Genomic DNA, 16,336 nt, shown 5'->3' with positions numbered 1-16,336 from the left:
ATCTCAGGTACATTATTTTAGGTACATTATCTCAAGTAATAACTGGCATCTTCGGCTGCACGCAAACAGCTAAGTTTGTTTTGTTCTAAAACATATTCGCCAGCAAGTTCGTGGCATAAAAAGTACGGCATACTTTCACTAAAGCCATAGGCACCACATTGACTAAACACCAACCAGTCGTGCTCATTGAGATCACTTGGTAATGCGTGCTCGCCCAAGCAATCGAGTGCGGTACAAAGTGGCCCGTATAAGCTCATAGCTTGGGTTGGTGTGTGTGAATCTCGTAGTAATGCTGCTGGAAAGTCTTGACTGGTGACGGCTGGGCGCAATAAGTGGTTTATACCGCCACTTAAAATAACTTGTTGTTGGCCATAGTTTTGTTTGCGCTCTACTACTGGGGCTGCGTAATGTCCGCATTCACCCACGGCATAGCGGCCAAGCTCCATCCATAACTCTTCAACGCCCGCCTGTTTTTTAATTTTAGCGAGGGCAGTTATTAAGTCATCCCAATTAAGCGTTATGTCGTTTTGCGTATACGGAATACCTAAGCCGCCACCTAAATCTAAAATTTTAAGGTTTATATTTAAATCGCGGGCAAGTTGGCTAAGTGGTGCAATCATTTGTGACCACAACTCACTGAGTTTTTGCGTGCTGAGCATATTTCCCCATTGAAAAATATGCAGGCCATCAAAGCTAAGTGCGTCATAGTCGGTAATATTAAGTGCCTGCCACTCTGTACAACCGAGTCCGAATGGCGTGAGGCTATCGCCACCTAGTGGGTTTTTTTCGCCCTCGGGCCAACGTAACTGTACGCGCAGTAATACCTGTAGTTGACAGTTTTGTAGCTTGGCTTGCTCATTGAGCCAGCGAACTTGATTAAGACTTTCGGCAACAAAAGTACGTACGCCGCGCTCAATAAAGTGTTTAATTTGTTTTGGGCTTTTAGCTGGCCCGGTGTTGAGCACGCGATCGCTACTAACGCCTTGAGCAAGTACTTGCTCAAGCTCGCCTTTACTGGCTACGTCAAAATTAAACCCGGCGTTATCTAAGCATTGAATAATTTTAGACAGCGGATTCGCTTTAACCGCATACCAAAGTTTTACCTCGGTTTGTGCGACCAATTGTGCCAAGTGACTATTTAGCGTATCTAGGTCGTAAACAAAAAATGGGCTATCGAGTTGGCTTGATAATTCATTAATTGCCGTTTTAACGCCCGTGCTCAAAAAGCTCATTAACGTAAAACCTCTTCAAGTAGTAATGATGCATCACTTTGCTCATCGCGGTACTTAACAATTAACGCGCACGACATGCTTAAACCTTGTGCACGCGCCCATTCGTTTGAAGCAGGGCGAGAGCCTGGTATTACAATAGCGTACTCAGGAATTGGCTCGCCTTTGTCTAGTTGGCGCTCGTTTACACAGTCGTAAACCGGAATTGTGGCCGATAAACGCACACCAGGGGCAAGTACTGCGCCTTTTTTAATTACTACGCCTTCAACAATTACGCAGCCTGCGCCAATAAATGCATCATCTTCAACTACCACTGGGCTGGCACCAATTGGCTCTAACACACCGCCAAGTTGCACGGCTGCGCTAAGGTGGACATTTTTACCTACTTGCGCGCACGAGCCAACTAAAGCGTGACTATCTACCATAGTGCCTTCGTCAATGTATGCGCCAATATTTACATACGCTGGTGGCATAATAATAGTGCCTTTAGCTACATAAGCACCACGGCGAACGCTTGAGCCACCCGGGACCATACGTACGCCATCGGTGGCACTAAACTGTTGTGGCGCTAAGTTATGTTTATCAACAAAGCCACCGACAAATTCGGTGTTTGTACCATTTTTAAAGGCTTCTAAAATACCCTGTTTTACTGCAACGTTAGCCTGCCATTGGCCGCTTTCGTTTTGTGATGCTGCGCGTACTGCGCCCGACTCTAAATTATTTAATAGTTCTAACCAGCTCATTATAAAAACCTATGTTTAATGCCAAGATAAAATGGTGTTGTTTGCTTGTTCAATGCACGTTGTTTGCGTTAATTCGAGGTGAGTTAACGGTGGGCGTAAATACGAACTCGTTAATCGCCCTTGTAAATGCATGAGTACTTTAACGGGAATGGGGTTTGCTACAGTGAACAAGCTACTGATTGCGCTTGACCACTGAGTAAATAAATTGGGGTATTGGCCACTTAGGCTACGCTGTACGAATTCGTGAGTTTGTAGCGGCCAAGCATTAGCTGCTACCGATACCAGCCCTTTAGCGCCGGCTTGGGCAAAGTAGGGCATAAGCGCATCGTCGCCGCTAAAAATAGCTAAGTTAGGAGCCGCTTGACGGTAAGCTTCAAATTGCGCAATGTTGCCACTGGCTTCTTTAAGTGCCCATAGGTTTTTATGTTGTTGTAGGTTTTGAATGGTTGCCACTGGAATATCGACAGCGCTTCGCCCTGGTACGTTATAAAGCATACAAGGGTGTTTACTTATATTTAAAAGGCTTTCAAACCAATGGGTTTGCCCAATTACACCGGGCTTTGCATAAAGCGGCGAGCCAAGTAAAAAGCTATGAATAGGCAAGTGGTTACAGTATTCAACCCAGGCTAATTGCTGTTTGAGGTTCATACCACCTACAGCCACCATTAAGGGTACATTAGGCGATAATTGGCACACGTGCTCAACAATGGCTTGTTGCTCTTTAAGTGTTAAGGCTAAGCCTTCGCCTGTGCTGCCTAGTAATAAAATAGCATTATTGGCAGCGGCTTGCTCAGCAACCAAAGTGGTTAAGGTGCCATAGTCGATTGTACCGTTTTGATTAAACGGAGTAACGAGCGCCGTCCAGACTGAGTAGTCATCTAAATTAAAGTTTTTGATCATCTCTCGCGAACTTATAGAATGTTCGGTGAGTTAAGAAGCTATATAGGAAAGAGCCGCATTAACATCGTTCGAACAAATACCCACGTGTAGGGTATGTTATAATTCGAAGAGCGAATGGGCTTAAATAATAGGGCGCACGGCCTTATTATACTAAGACCAGAAGCTCTCCACCAAACTAATAAGCTACGTTTAAATAGCTATTGGTGACAGTCGCTAGGATTCAACCTAGTCGCCCGAAACAACAATGACACAAATATTGTTGTTTCTCGGCGTTAATTCCCCTTACGTATGCTCAATGGAGTTTGTGCTCCTAACATACGCTACCTGAATAACGCACCTCTTCCAGCCCTTTATATTTGTACTGCTAGCAATACAAATATAATTAAATAGGGTAAGTGCGATGATTAAATCATTTTAGCCATCTGGGTGTCAAGCAGCTAAGTGCAGATAGTGTCATCGATTTTGGCAACGGTTACGTATAAGGACGATTTCCCTTAAACTAGGGGATAATCGCGGCGCGAAATTTGTAACTGCAAAATAAGGTTTCAAGCAGATGGAAAAATTTAATGATATTTATCAGCGAGCAGTAGAGCGAAAAGGCTCAACACAAATGCTACAGCAATTACTCGCTAAACCTGCATCTAAGCGACAATTAGTAGCTTTAAGTGATGATGATTGGCTGGAAGAGTTTACGCGCAAGGTTTTTCAAAGTGGCTTTTACTGGTCGGTTATTAACAGCAAGTGGGCAGGCTTTAGAGAGGTTTTTTGGCATTTTAGCGTTGAAAAATTATTAATGATGCCACCCGATATGTTGGAGCAAAAAGCCAGCGACGAGCGCATTGTTCGCAATTATAAAAAAGTAAAAACGATCCCCGAAAATGCGTTCATGATCCATGAGGTTACCCAGCAACATGGTAGCTTTAGTCAGTTTATTGCAGACTGGCCAAGTGAAGATATTATTGGTTTGTGGGCGTACTTAAAAAAACACGGTGCACGCTTGGGTGGAAATACCGGCCCTTATACTTTGCGTGCATTGGGTAAAGACACCTTTTTATTATCGCGGGATGTTGAGAGTTATTTGCGCGCGCATAAAATTATTGATGGTGGCTTACAAACTAAAAAGTCGTTAACTGCAGCGCAAGCGTTCTTTAATGAATTACAACAACAAAGCGGTTTGAGCATGCAAGAGCTAAGCTTAATTATAGCCTACAGTGTAGGCGATAATCGTGTAGGTATAAGCCAACAACAGTAGAGGGTAGTTATGAATTTAATGCCAAGGTACAGACAAGTAGCCGACAATTTTGCAATTGAAGATCGCCCATCTAAGGTGGCCGCCCCACAGCTATTACTATGGAACGACAGCTTAGCTAAAGCGTTTAATATTAATGTAGTTCCTGAATTACGGGCCAGTACTTTTAGCGGCAACGAACAGCAAGCAATTGCAGCGGTTGCACTGGGATACTCAGGGCATCAATTTGGACATTTTTCACCTCGTTTAGGCGACGGGCGTGCTCATTTGCTAGGTGCAGTAGAGGATGCGCAAAACCAGTTGTGGGACATTCAATTAAAAGGCTCAGGTGCCACTCCTTACTCTCGTGGTGGCGATGGCCGCTGTGCACTTGGCCCAGCAATTCGTGAATATATAATGAGCGAAGCAATGCAAGCGTTAGGTATTAAAACTACGCGCTGCTTAGCAGTGGTTGGTAGTGGCGAAACCGTGTACAGAAACCCACCTCAACCTGGCGCTATTGTAACGCGCTTAGCCAGTAGCCATATCCGTGTTGGCTCGTTTCAGTATTTAGCAACGCAAGGCGACGTTGCAGGGCTTAAAAACCTTGCCGACTTAGCTATTGAGCGTCATTACCCAAAAATTCAAGCAACAGGACCTGAGCGCTATTTAGCATTTTTAGCTGCAGTGATTAAAAACCAAGTTGAGCTGGTGGTTAGTTGGATGCGAGTAGGCTTTATACATGGGGTAATGAATACCGATAATACGCTGGTTAGCGGCGAAACTATCGACTATGGCCCATGTGCCATGATGAACAGCTTCGATTTTGATACCGTGTTTAGCTCTATTGATAAGCAAGGGCGTTATGCATTTGGTAATCAACCTAATATTGCTAACTGGAACTGCGCCCGCTTAGCTGAGAGTTTAATACCGCTTGTAAATGATGACGACGAACAAGCTGTGGCGTTAATGACCCCAATAATAGATGGTTTTGCTGAGCAATTTAATGTTGAATTTAGTGCAATGTGGGCAACAAAACTGGGCTTAGCTGGCACAGATACAGCCGATAAAGAGTTAATTGCAGAGCTATTACAGTTATTAAAAGAGCACCAACTCGACTATACCAACACGTTTGATGCACTAACCGAGTCTTTAACAGGTGGAGTGAGCATACCAGTGGTATTAGTTCAGTGGGCCGGTAAGTGGCAAAAACGTACCGATGATCGCAGCTATACCGTAATGCGCGCAGCTAATCCGCGAGTTATTCCTCGTAACCATGTGATCGAAAAAATACTTAGTGAGTATAATAAGACTGGCTCAAGTGAATTACTGCATGAGTTTATGCAGGTTATGCACACACCTTATGAAAATACAGACAAATTGGCAAAATTTCAGGATGCACCTAGCAGCGATAAAGAGTATTATACTTTTTGTGGTACTTAATTATTAGATTGAAATTTAAGTTGCTGATTATTAAAGGTCATTTAGCGGCCGTAGCGCTGCTTTATTATTGAGCACAATAAACTGAGCTGATATTATTGATATGCATTTAAAGCTAGGAGCTTGGAGCTCAATATAAACTCAGCTAGTGAAGTCGGTATGGTTATTTAATAAATTTAGATACTAGCGATAGTATTTATTATCTAGGGGTTGGGTAAAGTAATTAATATGTCCTAAACTTACTGATACTTGTATATAGAGTGTTGAAAACGAATTAATTTATCTTTTGTTAAGTATTGATTAATAAAGGATCAGGTAATATTAATAAAACTGGTTGAGCTAGAAAGAATTAGCTATATTTTTTAATTGTTAAAATGGGAAGAAAACAATGAAATTAAAATCACTTACAATCGCAATCGCGTTAGCTGCAACTAGCGCATCAGCATTTGCAGCAGAAAAAACTGAAGGTTTTTACATTGGTGTGTTCGGTGACTATTACGATGCATCTTGGAAAAACTTAAACATGCACCAAAACTTGGAAGTTAATGAATCTGCAAGTTGGGGTGCTGAAGTTGGCTACCGTTTCAGTGATTACTGGAGTGCACGTCTTGAGTATGCAGATATGGACTTTAATGCATTTCTTAAAAATCCGATTCCTAATGGTAATCGTAACGACGTAGACGGCGAGCGTTTTGGTGTTGATGCACTTTACCACTTTGGTGGCGGTCCTTTCTATGGTTTATTTGGTATTAAAGAAGTAAAAGTAGCAACAGATAATACTTTCTTAAACGCAGGTGTTGGTTACCAGCACTTCATTACAGACGGCTTATTTGTTAACGCAGAAACATCTGTTTATCAAGGTCTTGACCGTGGTTATACCGATGTGAACGCTAAACTAGGTATTAACTACTTATTTGGTCAAAGTTCAGTAGCAGAAGAGCCAGTTCAACCAGCTCCAGAGCCAGTAATTGTTGAAGTTGCACCAGTAGATAGCGACAACGATAACATTCCAGATGCAGATGATCAGTGTCCTAACACACCAATGACAGATGCAGTTGATGGCACAGGTTGTACATTATACGAAGATAAAGAAGTAACTGTAAGCTTATTAGTGACTTTCCCTAATAATACATCTGCAGTATCTACACAGTACTTAAACGATATCGATAAAGTAGCTGAGTTCTTAAAAGAGTACCCAGATACAACTGTTCTTTTAGAAGGTCATACTTCTTCTGTAGGTAAAGCATCTTACAACAAGTGGTTATCTAAAAAACGTGCTGACGCAGTAGCTAAAAAATTAGTAGCTGATGGCGTAGCAGAAGACCGTATTACTACAGTTGGTTTAGGTGAAGAGCGTCTTAAAAATGAAGCGAACACTAAAGCAGCACACGAAGAAAACCGTCGTGTAGAAGCGCATATCAAAACGATTAAAAACGTTAAAGTTTTACGTTAATAAAATCGATTGAATTACAAAAACCCAGCTTTATGCTGGGTTTTTTTATGCCTACTAAAAACTTAAATTAAAAATTAATACTAATGATTCTTACTTAATAAACATTCATAGAAATTGATTTTACTTTATCTACTATTCATAATACTTATAGTCGGTATAATCAGTTGCTGAACTGGATAGATTTTCATCTACCTACAAAAGCTTTATAATTAAGCGTTAGAATACTATAAGTATTGGGTAACATTGCGCTTATGAAGCGCTACCGAATACTTTCACGTCACCAAGAGGGCAATATTGTGCTACAAGAATATCGTAAACACGTAGAAGAACGTGCCGCGTTAGGTATCGTACCAGCGCCATTAGATGCTCAGCAAACGGCTGATCTTATTGAATTAATCAAAACTCCACCGGCTGGTGAAGAAGAGTTTATTCTCGACTTATTTGCTAATCGTGTACCGGCAGGTGTTGATGATGCAGCTTATATCAAAGCAGGGTTTTTAGCGGCAGTTGCTAAAGGTGAAACTAATTCTCCACTACTTTCTAAAGAAAAAGCGGCAGAATTATTAGGTACTATGCTAGGCGGTTACAATATCGCACCTATGATAGACCTACTTGATGACGACACACTTGCACCTATCGTAGTAAAAGGCCTTTCAAACACATTATTAATGTTTGATGCATTTTACGATGTAGAAGAAAAAGCAAAAGCGGGTAACACATTCGCTAAGCAAATTATTGAGTCTTGGGCAAATGCAGAATGGTTTACTAATAAACCAGCTGTTGCTGAAAAGATTTCAGTTACTGTATTTAAAGTAACTGGCGAAACAAATACGGATGACTTGTCACCTGCACCAGATGCATGGTCTCGTCCAGATATTCCACTACATGCTTTAGCTATGCTAAAAATTGAACGTGACGGTATCACTCCTGACAAACCAGGCGAAGTAGGCCCAATCACCCAACTAGAAGAATTAAAAACTAAAGGCTTACCACTAGCTTACGTTGGTGATGTTGTTGGTACGGGTTCTTCACGTAAATCTGCAACTAACTCAGTGCTTTGGTTTATGGGCGATGATATCCCGTTTGTACCAAATAAGCGTGTTGGCGGTGTATGTCTAGGTAATAAAATTGCACCAATCTTCTTTAACACTATGGAAGATTCTGGCGCTTTACCAATTGAGCTAAATGTTGATGAACTTAACATGGGCGAGCAAATTGACATCTACCCATACGAAGGTGTTGTTAAGCAGCATGGTACTGATAAAGTAATCTCTAAGTTTGAACTTAAATCTGAAGTGATTTTAGATGAAGTTCGTGCTGGTGGTCGTATTCCACTAATCATTGGTCGTGGTTTAACAGACAAAGCACGTACATCACTTGGTTTAGGTGCTACTGATATATTTAAAGTACCAACAGCAACTGAAGTATCAGATAAAGGCTTTACACTAGCGCAAAAAATGGTTGGTAAAGCATGTAACGTTGCAGGTATTCGCCCAGGTCAATACTGTGAGCCTAAAATGACAACTGTTGGCTCGCAAGATACAACAGGTCCTATGACACGTGATGAGCTTAAAGATTTAGCTTGTTTAGGTTTCTCTGCAGACTTAACAATGCAGTCTTTCTGTCATACATCGGCATACCCAAAACCTATTGATGTAAACACGCATCACACGCTTCCTGATTTCATCATGAACCGTGGCGGCGTTTCACTTCGCCCAGGTGACGGTATTATTCACTCATGGTTAAACCGTATGTTATTACCAGATACCGTAGGTACTGGTGGTGATTCGCATACACGTTTCCCATTAGGTATTTCATTCCCAGCGGGTTCGGGTGCAGTAGCATTCGCAGCAGCAACAGGTGTTATGCCTCTTGATATGCCTGAGTCAATTTTGGTTCGTTTTAAAGGCGAAATGCAACCAGGTATCACATTACGTGACCTTGTACATGCAATCCCTTACTACGGTATCAAGCAAGGCTTATTAACAGTTGAGAAAAAAGGTAAAATCAACGAGTTCTCTGGTCGCGTACTAGAAATTGAAGGCGTTGAGCACCTAACTGTTGAGCAAGCGTTTGAATTATCAGATGCATCTGCTGAGCGTTCAGCTGCAGGTTGTACGGTTAAGCTTTCAAAAGAGTCTATTTCTGAATACCTAGAATCAAACATTGTTATGCTTAAGTGGATGATCTCTGAAGGTTATGGCGATGTACGTACGATTGAACGTCGTATTAATGCAATGCAAGACTGGTTAGCTAATCCTGAGCTTATGGAAGCAGATAAAGATGCTGAATACGCTCACGTAGTTGAAATCGACTTAGCTGAGATTAAAGAGCCAGTTCTTTGTGCTCCAAATGATCCAGATGACGCGCGTTTACTTTCTGATGTTGCTGGCGAGAAAATTGATGAAGTATTCATCGGTTCTTGTATGACTAACATTGGTCACTTCCGCGCGGCTGGTAAGTTACTAGATGGCTTTAAAGGTCAACTACCTACTCAGCTTTGGGTTGCTCCACCTACTAAGATGGACAAAGACCAACTAATTGAAGAAGGCTACTATGGCATCTTTGGTCGTGTTGGCGCACGTATAGAAACTCCAGGTTGTTCATTATGTATGGGTAACCAAGCACGTGTTGCTGATAAAGCAACGGTAGTGTCTACCTCTACACGTAACTTCCCTAACCGTTTAGGTAATGGTGCAAATGTATTTTTAGCATCATCTGAACTTGCTGCAGTTGCGGCAATTATCGGTCGATTGCCAACTGCTGCTGAGTATCAAGAATATGCAGCGAAGATCAATGCAACAGCGTCAGATACATATCGCTACTTGAACTTCCATCGCATGCCTGCTTACACTAAAAAAGCAGACAACGTGATCATTCAACAAGCAGTATAATTTTTACAGCTTATTTAAAAACCCGCTTTTGCGGGTTTTTTATTGGCAAAAATAAATTTTAGATAGTTAATGTTGTTTTTTTGCATTTATTGTATTAATTTTGGTGGTTAATTGTTTTGAAGTTAAATAATAAAGCAATAAATCCTCTTTGCATGCATTAAAATCCCTGCAATATTATAATTACTATAGCAGGATTTTTATGACCGCTTTAAACCCCCAGAATTTACTGCAGTTGCGTTTTATTAACCAAACAAATATTGATTTGGTTAAGCCTTCTTTTGATAACCTGCCGACTAATCCTTATGCAGATGGTGCCTTTCGTAAACGCCGTTACTCTGTAGTTAAACTACAAAATGGTGAGCTAAAGCTACAAGCAACAAAAGCATTTGTACAAGATGATGCAATTAATACCTTTCAGGGTAATGTTGAGCGTAGTTACGAAAATTTAGAGCAAAGTCTACTTGAGTCAGCGGGCATGAAAAGTATTGTGAATGAGTTTCGTCAAATTACCGGGATTGATGAAGAACGTGATATCGAAATTCACCAATTTCGTATGTTAGCCATTGATAGCGATACGCCTGCAGCGCCAGAAGGCGTGCACCAAGATGGTTTTGATCATGTGTGTGTATGTGGTGTATCGCATGAAAACTTAGAGGGCGGTGAATTGCTTGTATACGAAAACAAGCAAGCCGATCCCTGTTTTAAAATGGCCATAAAAGACGGTATGTTTGCAGTAATTAACGACCGTCAAGTGTGGCATAACGCTACTCCAATGAATAAACTTGATGCCAGTAAGCCAGGTTACCTGGATTGCTTTGTATTAACGTCTTAAGGAATGAGCATGAATATAACGCAATTACGTGAGCAATTTCCGGCATTAATGCAAAGCGTTAATGGTAAATCACCCGTGTTTTTAGACGGCCCCGGTGGCTCGCAAGTACCGCAATCGGTACTTAACGCTATGACTGCTTATTTGGGTTATTACAACTCAAATTTAGGTGGAGCATTTTTCTCAAGCGATAAAACCGTTGAGCTAATGGCAAATGCTCGCCAAGCTGCTGCCGATTTACTCAATGCGCCCAGCTCACAACAAATTGTATTTGGTCCGAATATGACCAGCTTAACGTTTAGCTTTAGCCGCGCAATTTCACGCGACTGGCAAACGGGTGATGAAATTATTGTCACTAACGCGGATCACTTTTCTAACGTTTCGTCGTGGCAGCAAGCCGCAGAAGATAAAGGTGTTAAAGTTAATACTGCGCTTATTAACGAAACCGACTGCACACTCAATATGGCGCAGTTCGAGAGTTTACTAAACAGTAATACTAAGCTGGTAGCGGTAACTTATGCTTCAAATACCACAGGTTCAATTAACAATATTAAACGTATTGTAGAGCTTGCCCACAACGTAGGCGCACTTGTTTATGTTGATGCCGTACATTATGCACCGCACGAACTTGTAGATGTACAAGCGCTTGATTGCGACTTTTTAGCCTGCTCTGCGTACAAGTTTTTTGGCCCGCATTTAGGTATGGTTTATGGCAAAAAAGAGCACCTTGAAGGATTTACCCCGTACAAAGTTGAGCCAGCTAAAGACGTAGCGCCTGGTCGCTGGGAAACCGGCACGCAAAGCTTTGAAGCCATGGCTGGTTTTATAGCGGCGGTTGATTACATTGCAGCAATTAGCGAGCTTGACGACAGCCATTCACGCCGCGAAAAGTTAAGTGTTGCCTTTGCTAAAACCAAGCAACACGAAATGGCGCTGAGTGAATACTTTTTAACGCGCTTAGTTAATTACCCGCGTATTAAATTGTTTGGTATAGATGACTTAGATCGTTTAAATGAGCGTACGCCTACTTTTGCGTTAACTTTTGAAGGTTTAGAGCCGCGCGCTGTATCTGAATGTTTAGGTAAGCAACATATTTGTGTATGGGACGGCAACTTTTACGCGCAAGGTTTGTGTGAGCAATTAGGCGTACTTGATAAAGGTGGCGTAGTGCGCATTGGTTGCATGCACTACAACACCACCGCAGAGCTTGATCAGTTATTTAATTTGTTTGATGAGCTACTAGGTTAATATACATAAAAAAGGTGCGCTAGCTCTTTGGCGCACCGTATATTTGCTCTGCGCGGTTAAACAGTACCCACGAGGTTAAAATATACTTATCGTTAGATACTGGCTTATTGCCACGGTGAGTGTGAGTAAAGTAGCCGGGCGCTATTACCATAGTGCCTTTTTTAGGCGCAATTTTACGCTTTTGATAATAAAACTCCGTTTCCCCACCTTGTTCAACATCGTTCAAATAAAACATAAACAGCAATACTCTATGTAGCGCCTCGTTATGATTTAACTGCGGATAAACTTCGCTGTGCCAATACGGGTAACCGCCTTTATTAACTTGGTATTTTTGCGCCTGAATATTTCCTAGCCTAAAAATTTGCTGCACTAATAAGGGCAGTTGTGGTTTACCCACTTCATCAAAGTTTGCGTGTGTTAAGTCAACAGGTTCGCCACTTTTAGGGTGATACACTTTTAGGCCAAAGGCACCAATCATAATAAAAATATGTTCTTCAATGTATTTAAAAACATACTGTGCAGTGGTTTGTTGAATGTGTTTTAATTGCTCAACGTATTCCGGATGATTGTTTAAGTGCAAGTCGTGGCTATCTTTTTTATTTAAATCGATACCGCCAGATGTCATCCCTTGTTTTATATGCGGGCTTTGAGAAAAGGTAGTGATAAAGTTATCACAAAAGTCATTGCTGAGCGCGTTATCGTATACGCGAATAAAGTCCGTCATAGTTTACCTTTATATAATTATTATTGGATTATTATGTTTATTGAAAAAGTGATGCCGCGCTTTAGTGAAACAGATGCGCTAGGACATATTAACAATACCGTACTCCCTGTATGGTTTGAAGCTTCGCGTGCGCCTATTTTTAGGTTTTTTACCCCAGATTTAAACCCACATGACTGGAAGCTAATTATTGCCAAAGTCGAAGTGTCGTTTGTTGGTGAGTTATTTTATGGCCATGAAGTAACCATTAAAACCTCAGTAGAGCATGTAGGTACCAGCTCATTTGTATTACGCCAAGAAGCTCACCAGCAAGGTAACTGCTGTGCAGTTGGTAAAACGGTATTGGTACGTTACGATTTTGCAGCAAAAGCAAAGCAATCGCTTTCAGTATCTGAAAAATCGTCACTTAATGAGCATTTAGCCCCGGCTAGCTAGTTTGGTAAATGTTTACAGCGGTATTGAGCCATTATAATTTTGAATATACTGGCTCAGCGCTGTTATTTGCTCAGTATTAAAACGCAAACTTAACTTACTACGACGCCACAATATATCCTCGGCGCTGCTAGCCCACTCGCTATTAACTAAATAATTTACTTCAGTGGCGTATAAACCATGGCCAAAATGCTGGCCTAAATCAGCTACGCTTTGGGCATCTGTAAGTAGGGTATAAGTGCCAGTACCGTAACTGCGTATAAAGCGATTTAAAATAAACTCAGGCAACCATGCATACTTTACCTGTAGTTGTTGCTTTAATACTACCTTTGATGAAAAGTCGCCACCGGGTAATGGAGTGTTTTTTGTCCATGTTTGGCCCATATGCGGATAAAAGCTGGCGAGTTCGTTTACTGCGTTTTCAGCGAGCTTGCGATAAGTGGTAATTTTCCCACCAAATACACTTAGCAGTGGTGCCTGGTTATTATTGCTCGATAATATCAGTTTGTAGTCGCGAGTAACGGCTTGTGCGTCGCATGAGTTATCATCTAGTAAGGGGCGTACACCACTAAAGGTATGCACTATGTCGTTATGAGTAAGTTGTTTTTTAAAGTAATTATTAGTAATGCCAATTAAGTAATCGACTTCTTTATCGCTAATTTTTACATCTGCTATATTGTCGCTGTATTCTTCATCTGTAGTGCCAATCAGTGAATAGTCATCTTCAAATGGGGTAACAAAAATAATACGCTGATCTTTATTTTGTAAAATATAGGCCTGCGGCTCAGTGTGAATACGCGGCACAATAATATGGCTGCCTTTAACTAAGCGAATATTATGTGGCGACGGCCCAGTAATTACCTCATCAAAAAGTGATGCAACCCAAGGGCCCGCTGCATTAACAACTCCTTTAGCAACTATAGAACATTGCTTTTTGCTACCTTGTTGCTCTAAGGTCACACTCCAATTATTGTTATTGCGAACTGCTTTAATACAGCGCGTGCGGCTTAAAATGGTTGCACCTTTTTGCTGTGCTGCTAACGCATTTAAAATAACTAACCTCGAATCATCAACCCAGCCATCAGCGTATTCAAAACCGCGGGTAATAGTATTATTCAATATACTATCGCGGGTAAATTTAATTGATTTTGAGGCGGGTAAAGTAATGCGTTTGGCAAGATGGTCGTATATAAACAACCCAATTCTAATCATCCAGTAAGGGCGTAAATGCGCTTGATGTGGCAGCCTAAAAGATAGCGGCCACATAATATGTGGGGCATTTTTTAATAACACTTCACGCTCTTTAAGTGCCTCTTTTACTAGCCTAAATTGGTAATGCTCTAAATAGCGTAGTCCACCATGAATAAGTTTACTGCTACTTGATGATGTAGCAGAGGCTAAATCATTTTGCTCACACAGTAATACTTTTAAGCCTCTACCGGCGGCGTCAGCCGCAATACCAGTGCCATTAACGCCACCGCCAATAACCAGTAAATCATATTCATTATCGAGTAATTTCACTGAATACCTCTTTATTAATTTAAGCGATGGCATATCAATAGCCAATAACACTATCGCATTAGCAGTCGTCTTTTGTTGCGTTATTTGAAAGTGTGACTTGTGCTATACAGTGCTGCCATTTTGCGTATAAATCGTTACGTTCATCTATGCTCATGGTTGGTTCAAAACGACGGTCGCATTGCCACATAGTAGCTAATTGCTCCGTTGACTTATAAGTCCCAGTTTGCAGCCCTGCTAAATAGGCAACACCCAGAGAGGTTGTTTCTGTTAGCGCTGGGCGTTCCACACTTGCGCCTAAAATATTAGCTAAAAACTGCATGGCCCAATTATTTTTTGCCATGCCACCGTCCACGCGCAAAATACTTGGACGCAGGCCATCACCTTCCATGGCTTTTTGTAAATCTTTGGTTTGATAGCCAACAGACTGCAGCGCCGCTGCTACTATAGTGCTAATGCCAGAATCACGGGTTAAACCTAAAATAGCACCACGGGCATTGGCATCCCAGTATGGGGCGCCTAAACCGGTAAACGAAGGCACTAAAAATACGCCGTGATCCAGTGGCACGTCTTTGACCATAGCCTCGCTGTCGCCGGCATGTTCAAGTAGCTTTAAGCCCTCAACAATCCATTGCATAGTGGCACCCGCCATAAAAATACTGCCCTCTATAGCGTAGGTCACTCTACCATTGAGCCTGTAAGCCACAGTAGTTAATAAGCGGTTATTAGAGGTAAGGGCTTTATCGCCCGTATTAAGCATTAAAAAGCAGCCCGTTCCGTAGGTACTTTTAGCCATGCCTTCTTTAAAGCAAGCTTGACCAATTAATGCGGCTTGCTGATCCCCCGCCATAGCGCAAATTTTAATCGGTGCACCAAAAATTTCACTGCTGGTACTGCCAAACTCGGCTGCGCTGTCCATCACTTCTGGAAGCATAGAGTGTGGAATATTAAACTGCGTTAGTAACTCTTCATCCCAACATTGCTGATGTATATTAAATAATAGTGTACGTGAGGCGTTGGTGGCATCGGTACGGTGTACTTTGCCAGCGGTTAAATGCCACAGTAAATAACTGTCAACCGTACCAAATGCTAGCTCGCCGGCTAGCGCTTGTTGCTGTGCATCGGCAACATTATCTAAAATCCAGCGAATTTTAGTGGCTGAAAAGTACGGATCTAATAATAGCCCGGTTTTATCGCTAATTTTTTTACTGAGTTTATCGCTACGTATTTGCTCGCAATACTCGCTGGTACGGCGATCTTGCCACACAATGGCATTATAAATTGGTTGGCCAGTCTTTTTATTCCATACTAAAGTGGTTTCGCGCTGATTAGTGATACCAATGGCAATGACCTGCTCGGCTGTAACCTGGTTATTAGCCAGTACTGTTTTACAGGTACTTAGTACGGTTTGTAAAATATCGTTAGGGTCATGCTCAACCCAGCCATTATTGGGAAAGTGCTGCGGGAATGTTTGCTGAACAGTATCAACTACCTTGGCATCTTTGGTAAATAAAATAGCCCGAGAGCTGGTAGTTCCTTGATCAATCGAGAGTATGTATTTAGACATAAGCTTAACGTTATTTATCTTAGATACAGATAGCTTGTCTGCAAGTTAAATTAATAGCAATGCTTTTTAAATATTAGGAAGGGCTGTTATAGCTATAACGCTGTAATTTATACCAAGGGTGGTGGCAGTGTATA

General features: G+C 41.6%; 13 protein-coding genes and 1 riboswitch. Of the genes, 7 read left to right on the top strand and 6 right to left on the bottom strand.

The genetic code is table 11. The features are described 5' to 3' along the window. Positions 1-26 precede the first annotated feature (26 nt). The 3 genes from H5079_RS11205 to dapA are packed head-to-tail and all read right to left on the bottom strand — an operon-like array spanning position 27 to position 2,872. Positions 27-1,232: a PLP-dependent decarboxylase gene (locus tag H5079_RS11205; RefSeq protein ID WP_182684117.1), complete on the bottom strand. Its 1,206-nt coding sequence runs from the start codon at positions 1,230-1,232 to the stop codon at positions 27-29. Then, positions 1,232-1,972 carry a 2,3,4,5-tetrahydropyridine-2,6-dicarboxylate N-succinyltransferase gene (locus tag H5079_RS11200; RefSeq protein WP_011326897.1) on the bottom strand — a complete coding sequence of 247 codons (741 nt, stop codon included), beginning with the start codon at positions 1,970-1,972 and terminating at the stop codon, positions 1,232-1,234. Before H5079_RS11200 ends, H5079_RS11205 begins: the two co-directional genes overlap by 1 nt. Positions 1,973-1,987: 15 nt before the next feature. After that, entirely contained in the window at positions 1,988-2,872 is an 885-nt protein-coding gene (gene dapA, locus H5079_RS11195; protein WP_011326898.1) for a 4-hydroxy-tetrahydrodipicolinate synthase, read from the bottom strand. A gap of 152 nt (positions 2,873-3,024) precedes the next feature. Further along, positions 3,025-3,222, bottom strand: a riboswitch (Lysine riboswitch). A gap of 203 nt (positions 3,223-3,425) precedes the next feature. On the opposite strand from dapA, the gene H5079_RS11190 reads away from it, so the two are divergent. The 6 genes from H5079_RS11190 to H5079_RS11165 all read left to right on the top strand — a co-directional run bounded on the left by H5079_RS11190 (position 3,426) and on the right by H5079_RS11165 (position 11,964). Next, entirely contained in the window at positions 3,426-4,124 is a 699-nt protein-coding gene (locus H5079_RS11190; RefSeq protein WP_182684116.1) for a DNA-3-methyladenine glycosylase I, read from the top strand. A gap of 9 nt (positions 4,125-4,133) precedes the next feature. Further along, positions 4,134-5,543 carry a YdiU family protein gene (locus H5079_RS11185; protein WP_182684115.1) on the top strand — a complete coding sequence of 470 codons (1,410 nt, stop codon included), beginning with the start codon at positions 4,134-4,136 and terminating at the stop codon, positions 5,541-5,543. A 385-nt stretch (positions 5,544-5,928) separates the two neighbouring features. Then, positions 5,929-6,993, top strand: a complete 1,065-nt coding sequence (locus tag H5079_RS11180) for an OmpA family protein (RefSeq protein WP_011326901.1) — start codon at positions 5,929-5,931, stop codon at positions 6,991-6,993. A 296-nt stretch (positions 6,994-7,289) separates the two neighbouring features. After that, entirely contained in the window at positions 7,290-9,887 is a 2,598-nt protein-coding gene (gene acnB / locus H5079_RS11175) for a bifunctional aconitate hydratase 2/2-methylisocitrate dehydratase (RefSeq protein WP_011326902.1), read from the top strand. A gap of 199 nt (positions 9,888-10,086) precedes the next feature. Continuing rightward, positions 10,087-10,719 carry a 2OG-Fe dioxygenase family protein gene (locus H5079_RS11170; RefSeq protein ID WP_011326903.1) on the top strand — a complete coding sequence of 211 codons (633 nt, stop codon included), beginning with the start codon at positions 10,087-10,089 and terminating at the stop codon, positions 10,717-10,719. A 9-nt stretch (positions 10,720-10,728) separates the two neighbouring features. Continuing rightward, positions 10,729-11,964, top strand: a complete 1,236-nt coding sequence (locus H5079_RS11165) for a cysteine desulfurase-like protein (RefSeq protein WP_011326904.1) — start codon at positions 10,729-10,731, stop codon at positions 11,962-11,964. 19 nt (positions 11,965-11,983) lie between these two features. On the opposite strand, the gene H5079_RS11160 is transcribed toward H5079_RS11165, so the two are convergent. Continuing rightward, positions 11,984-12,688, bottom strand: a complete 705-nt coding sequence (locus H5079_RS11160; RefSeq protein WP_011326905.1) for a 2OG-Fe(II) oxygenase — start codon at positions 12,686-12,688, stop codon at positions 11,984-11,986. Positions 12,689-12,721: 33 nt separating this feature from the next. On the opposite strand from H5079_RS11160, the gene H5079_RS11155 reads away from it, so the two are divergent. Then, positions 12,722-13,120 carry a thioesterase family protein gene (locus tag H5079_RS11155; RefSeq protein ID WP_011326906.1) on the top strand — a complete coding sequence of 133 codons (399 nt, stop codon included), beginning with the start codon at positions 12,722-12,724 and terminating at the stop codon, positions 13,118-13,120. 12 nt (positions 13,121-13,132) lie between these two features. Here the strand turns inward: H5079_RS11155 and glpD are convergent, their stop codons facing one another. Both glpD and glpK read right to left on the bottom strand, forming a co-directional pair. Next, positions 13,133-14,638, bottom strand: a complete 1,506-nt coding sequence (gene glpD, locus H5079_RS11150; protein ID WP_182684114.1) for a glycerol-3-phosphate dehydrogenase — start codon at positions 14,636-14,638, stop codon at positions 13,133-13,135. A 58-nt stretch (positions 14,639-14,696) separates the two neighbouring features. Next, positions 14,697-16,202, bottom strand: coding sequence for a glycerol kinase GlpK (glpK, locus tag H5079_RS11145; RefSeq protein ID WP_182684113.1), 1,506 nt, complete (start codon positions 16,200-16,202; stop codon positions 14,697-14,699). Positions 16,203-16,336 lie beyond the last annotated feature (134 nt).

Origin of the sequence: Pseudoalteromonas sp. SG44-5, from assembly GCF_014164175.1 — a bacterium.
Taxonomy (GTDB): Bacteria; Pseudomonadota; Gammaproteobacteria; order Enterobacterales; family Alteromonadaceae; genus Pseudoalteromonas; species Pseudoalteromonas nigrifaciens.
This window is presented reverse-complemented; position numbering and strand designations above follow the sequence as displayed.

What these genes read in the sequence shown, in the direction of transcription:
- H5079_RS11205 (WP_182684117.1), bottom strand. Translation starts at nt 1,232, where the DNA reads ATGAGCTTTTTGAGCACGGGCGTTAAAACGGCAATTAATGAATTATCA.
- H5079_RS11200 (WP_011326897.1), bottom strand. Translation starts at nt 1,972, where the DNA reads ATGAGCTGGTTAGAACTATTAAATAATTTAGAGTCGGGCGCAGTACGC.
- dapA (WP_011326898.1), bottom strand. Translation starts at nt 2,872, where the DNA reads ATGATCAAAAACTTTAATTTAGATGACTACTCAGTCTGGACGGCGCTC.
- H5079_RS11190 (WP_182684116.1), top strand. Translation starts at nt 3,426, where the DNA reads ATGGAAAAATTTAATGATATTTATCAGCGAGCAGTAGAGCGAAAAGGC.
- H5079_RS11185 (WP_182684115.1), top strand. Translation starts at nt 4,134, where the DNA reads ATGAATTTAATGCCAAGGTACAGACAAGTAGCCGACAATTTTGCAATT.
- H5079_RS11180 (WP_011326901.1), top strand. Translation starts at nt 5,929, where the DNA reads ATGAAATTAAAATCACTTACAATCGCAATCGCGTTAGCTGCAACTAGC.
- H5079_RS11170 (WP_011326903.1), top strand. Translation starts at nt 10,087, where the DNA reads ATGACCGCTTTAAACCCCCAGAATTTACTGCAGTTGCGTTTTATTAAC.
- H5079_RS11165 (WP_011326904.1), top strand. Translation starts at nt 10,729, where the DNA reads ATGAATATAACGCAATTACGTGAGCAATTTCCGGCATTAATGCAAAGC.
- H5079_RS11160 (WP_011326905.1), bottom strand. Translation starts at nt 12,688, where the DNA reads ATGACGGACTTTATTCGCGTATACGATAACGCGCTCAGCAATGACTTT.
- H5079_RS11155 (WP_011326906.1), top strand. Translation starts at nt 12,722, where the DNA reads ATGTTTATTGAAAAAGTGATGCCGCGCTTTAGTGAAACAGATGCGCTA.
- glpK (WP_182684113.1), bottom strand. Translation starts at nt 16,202, where the DNA reads ATGTCTAAATACATACTCTCGATTGATCAAGGAACTACCAGCTCTCGG.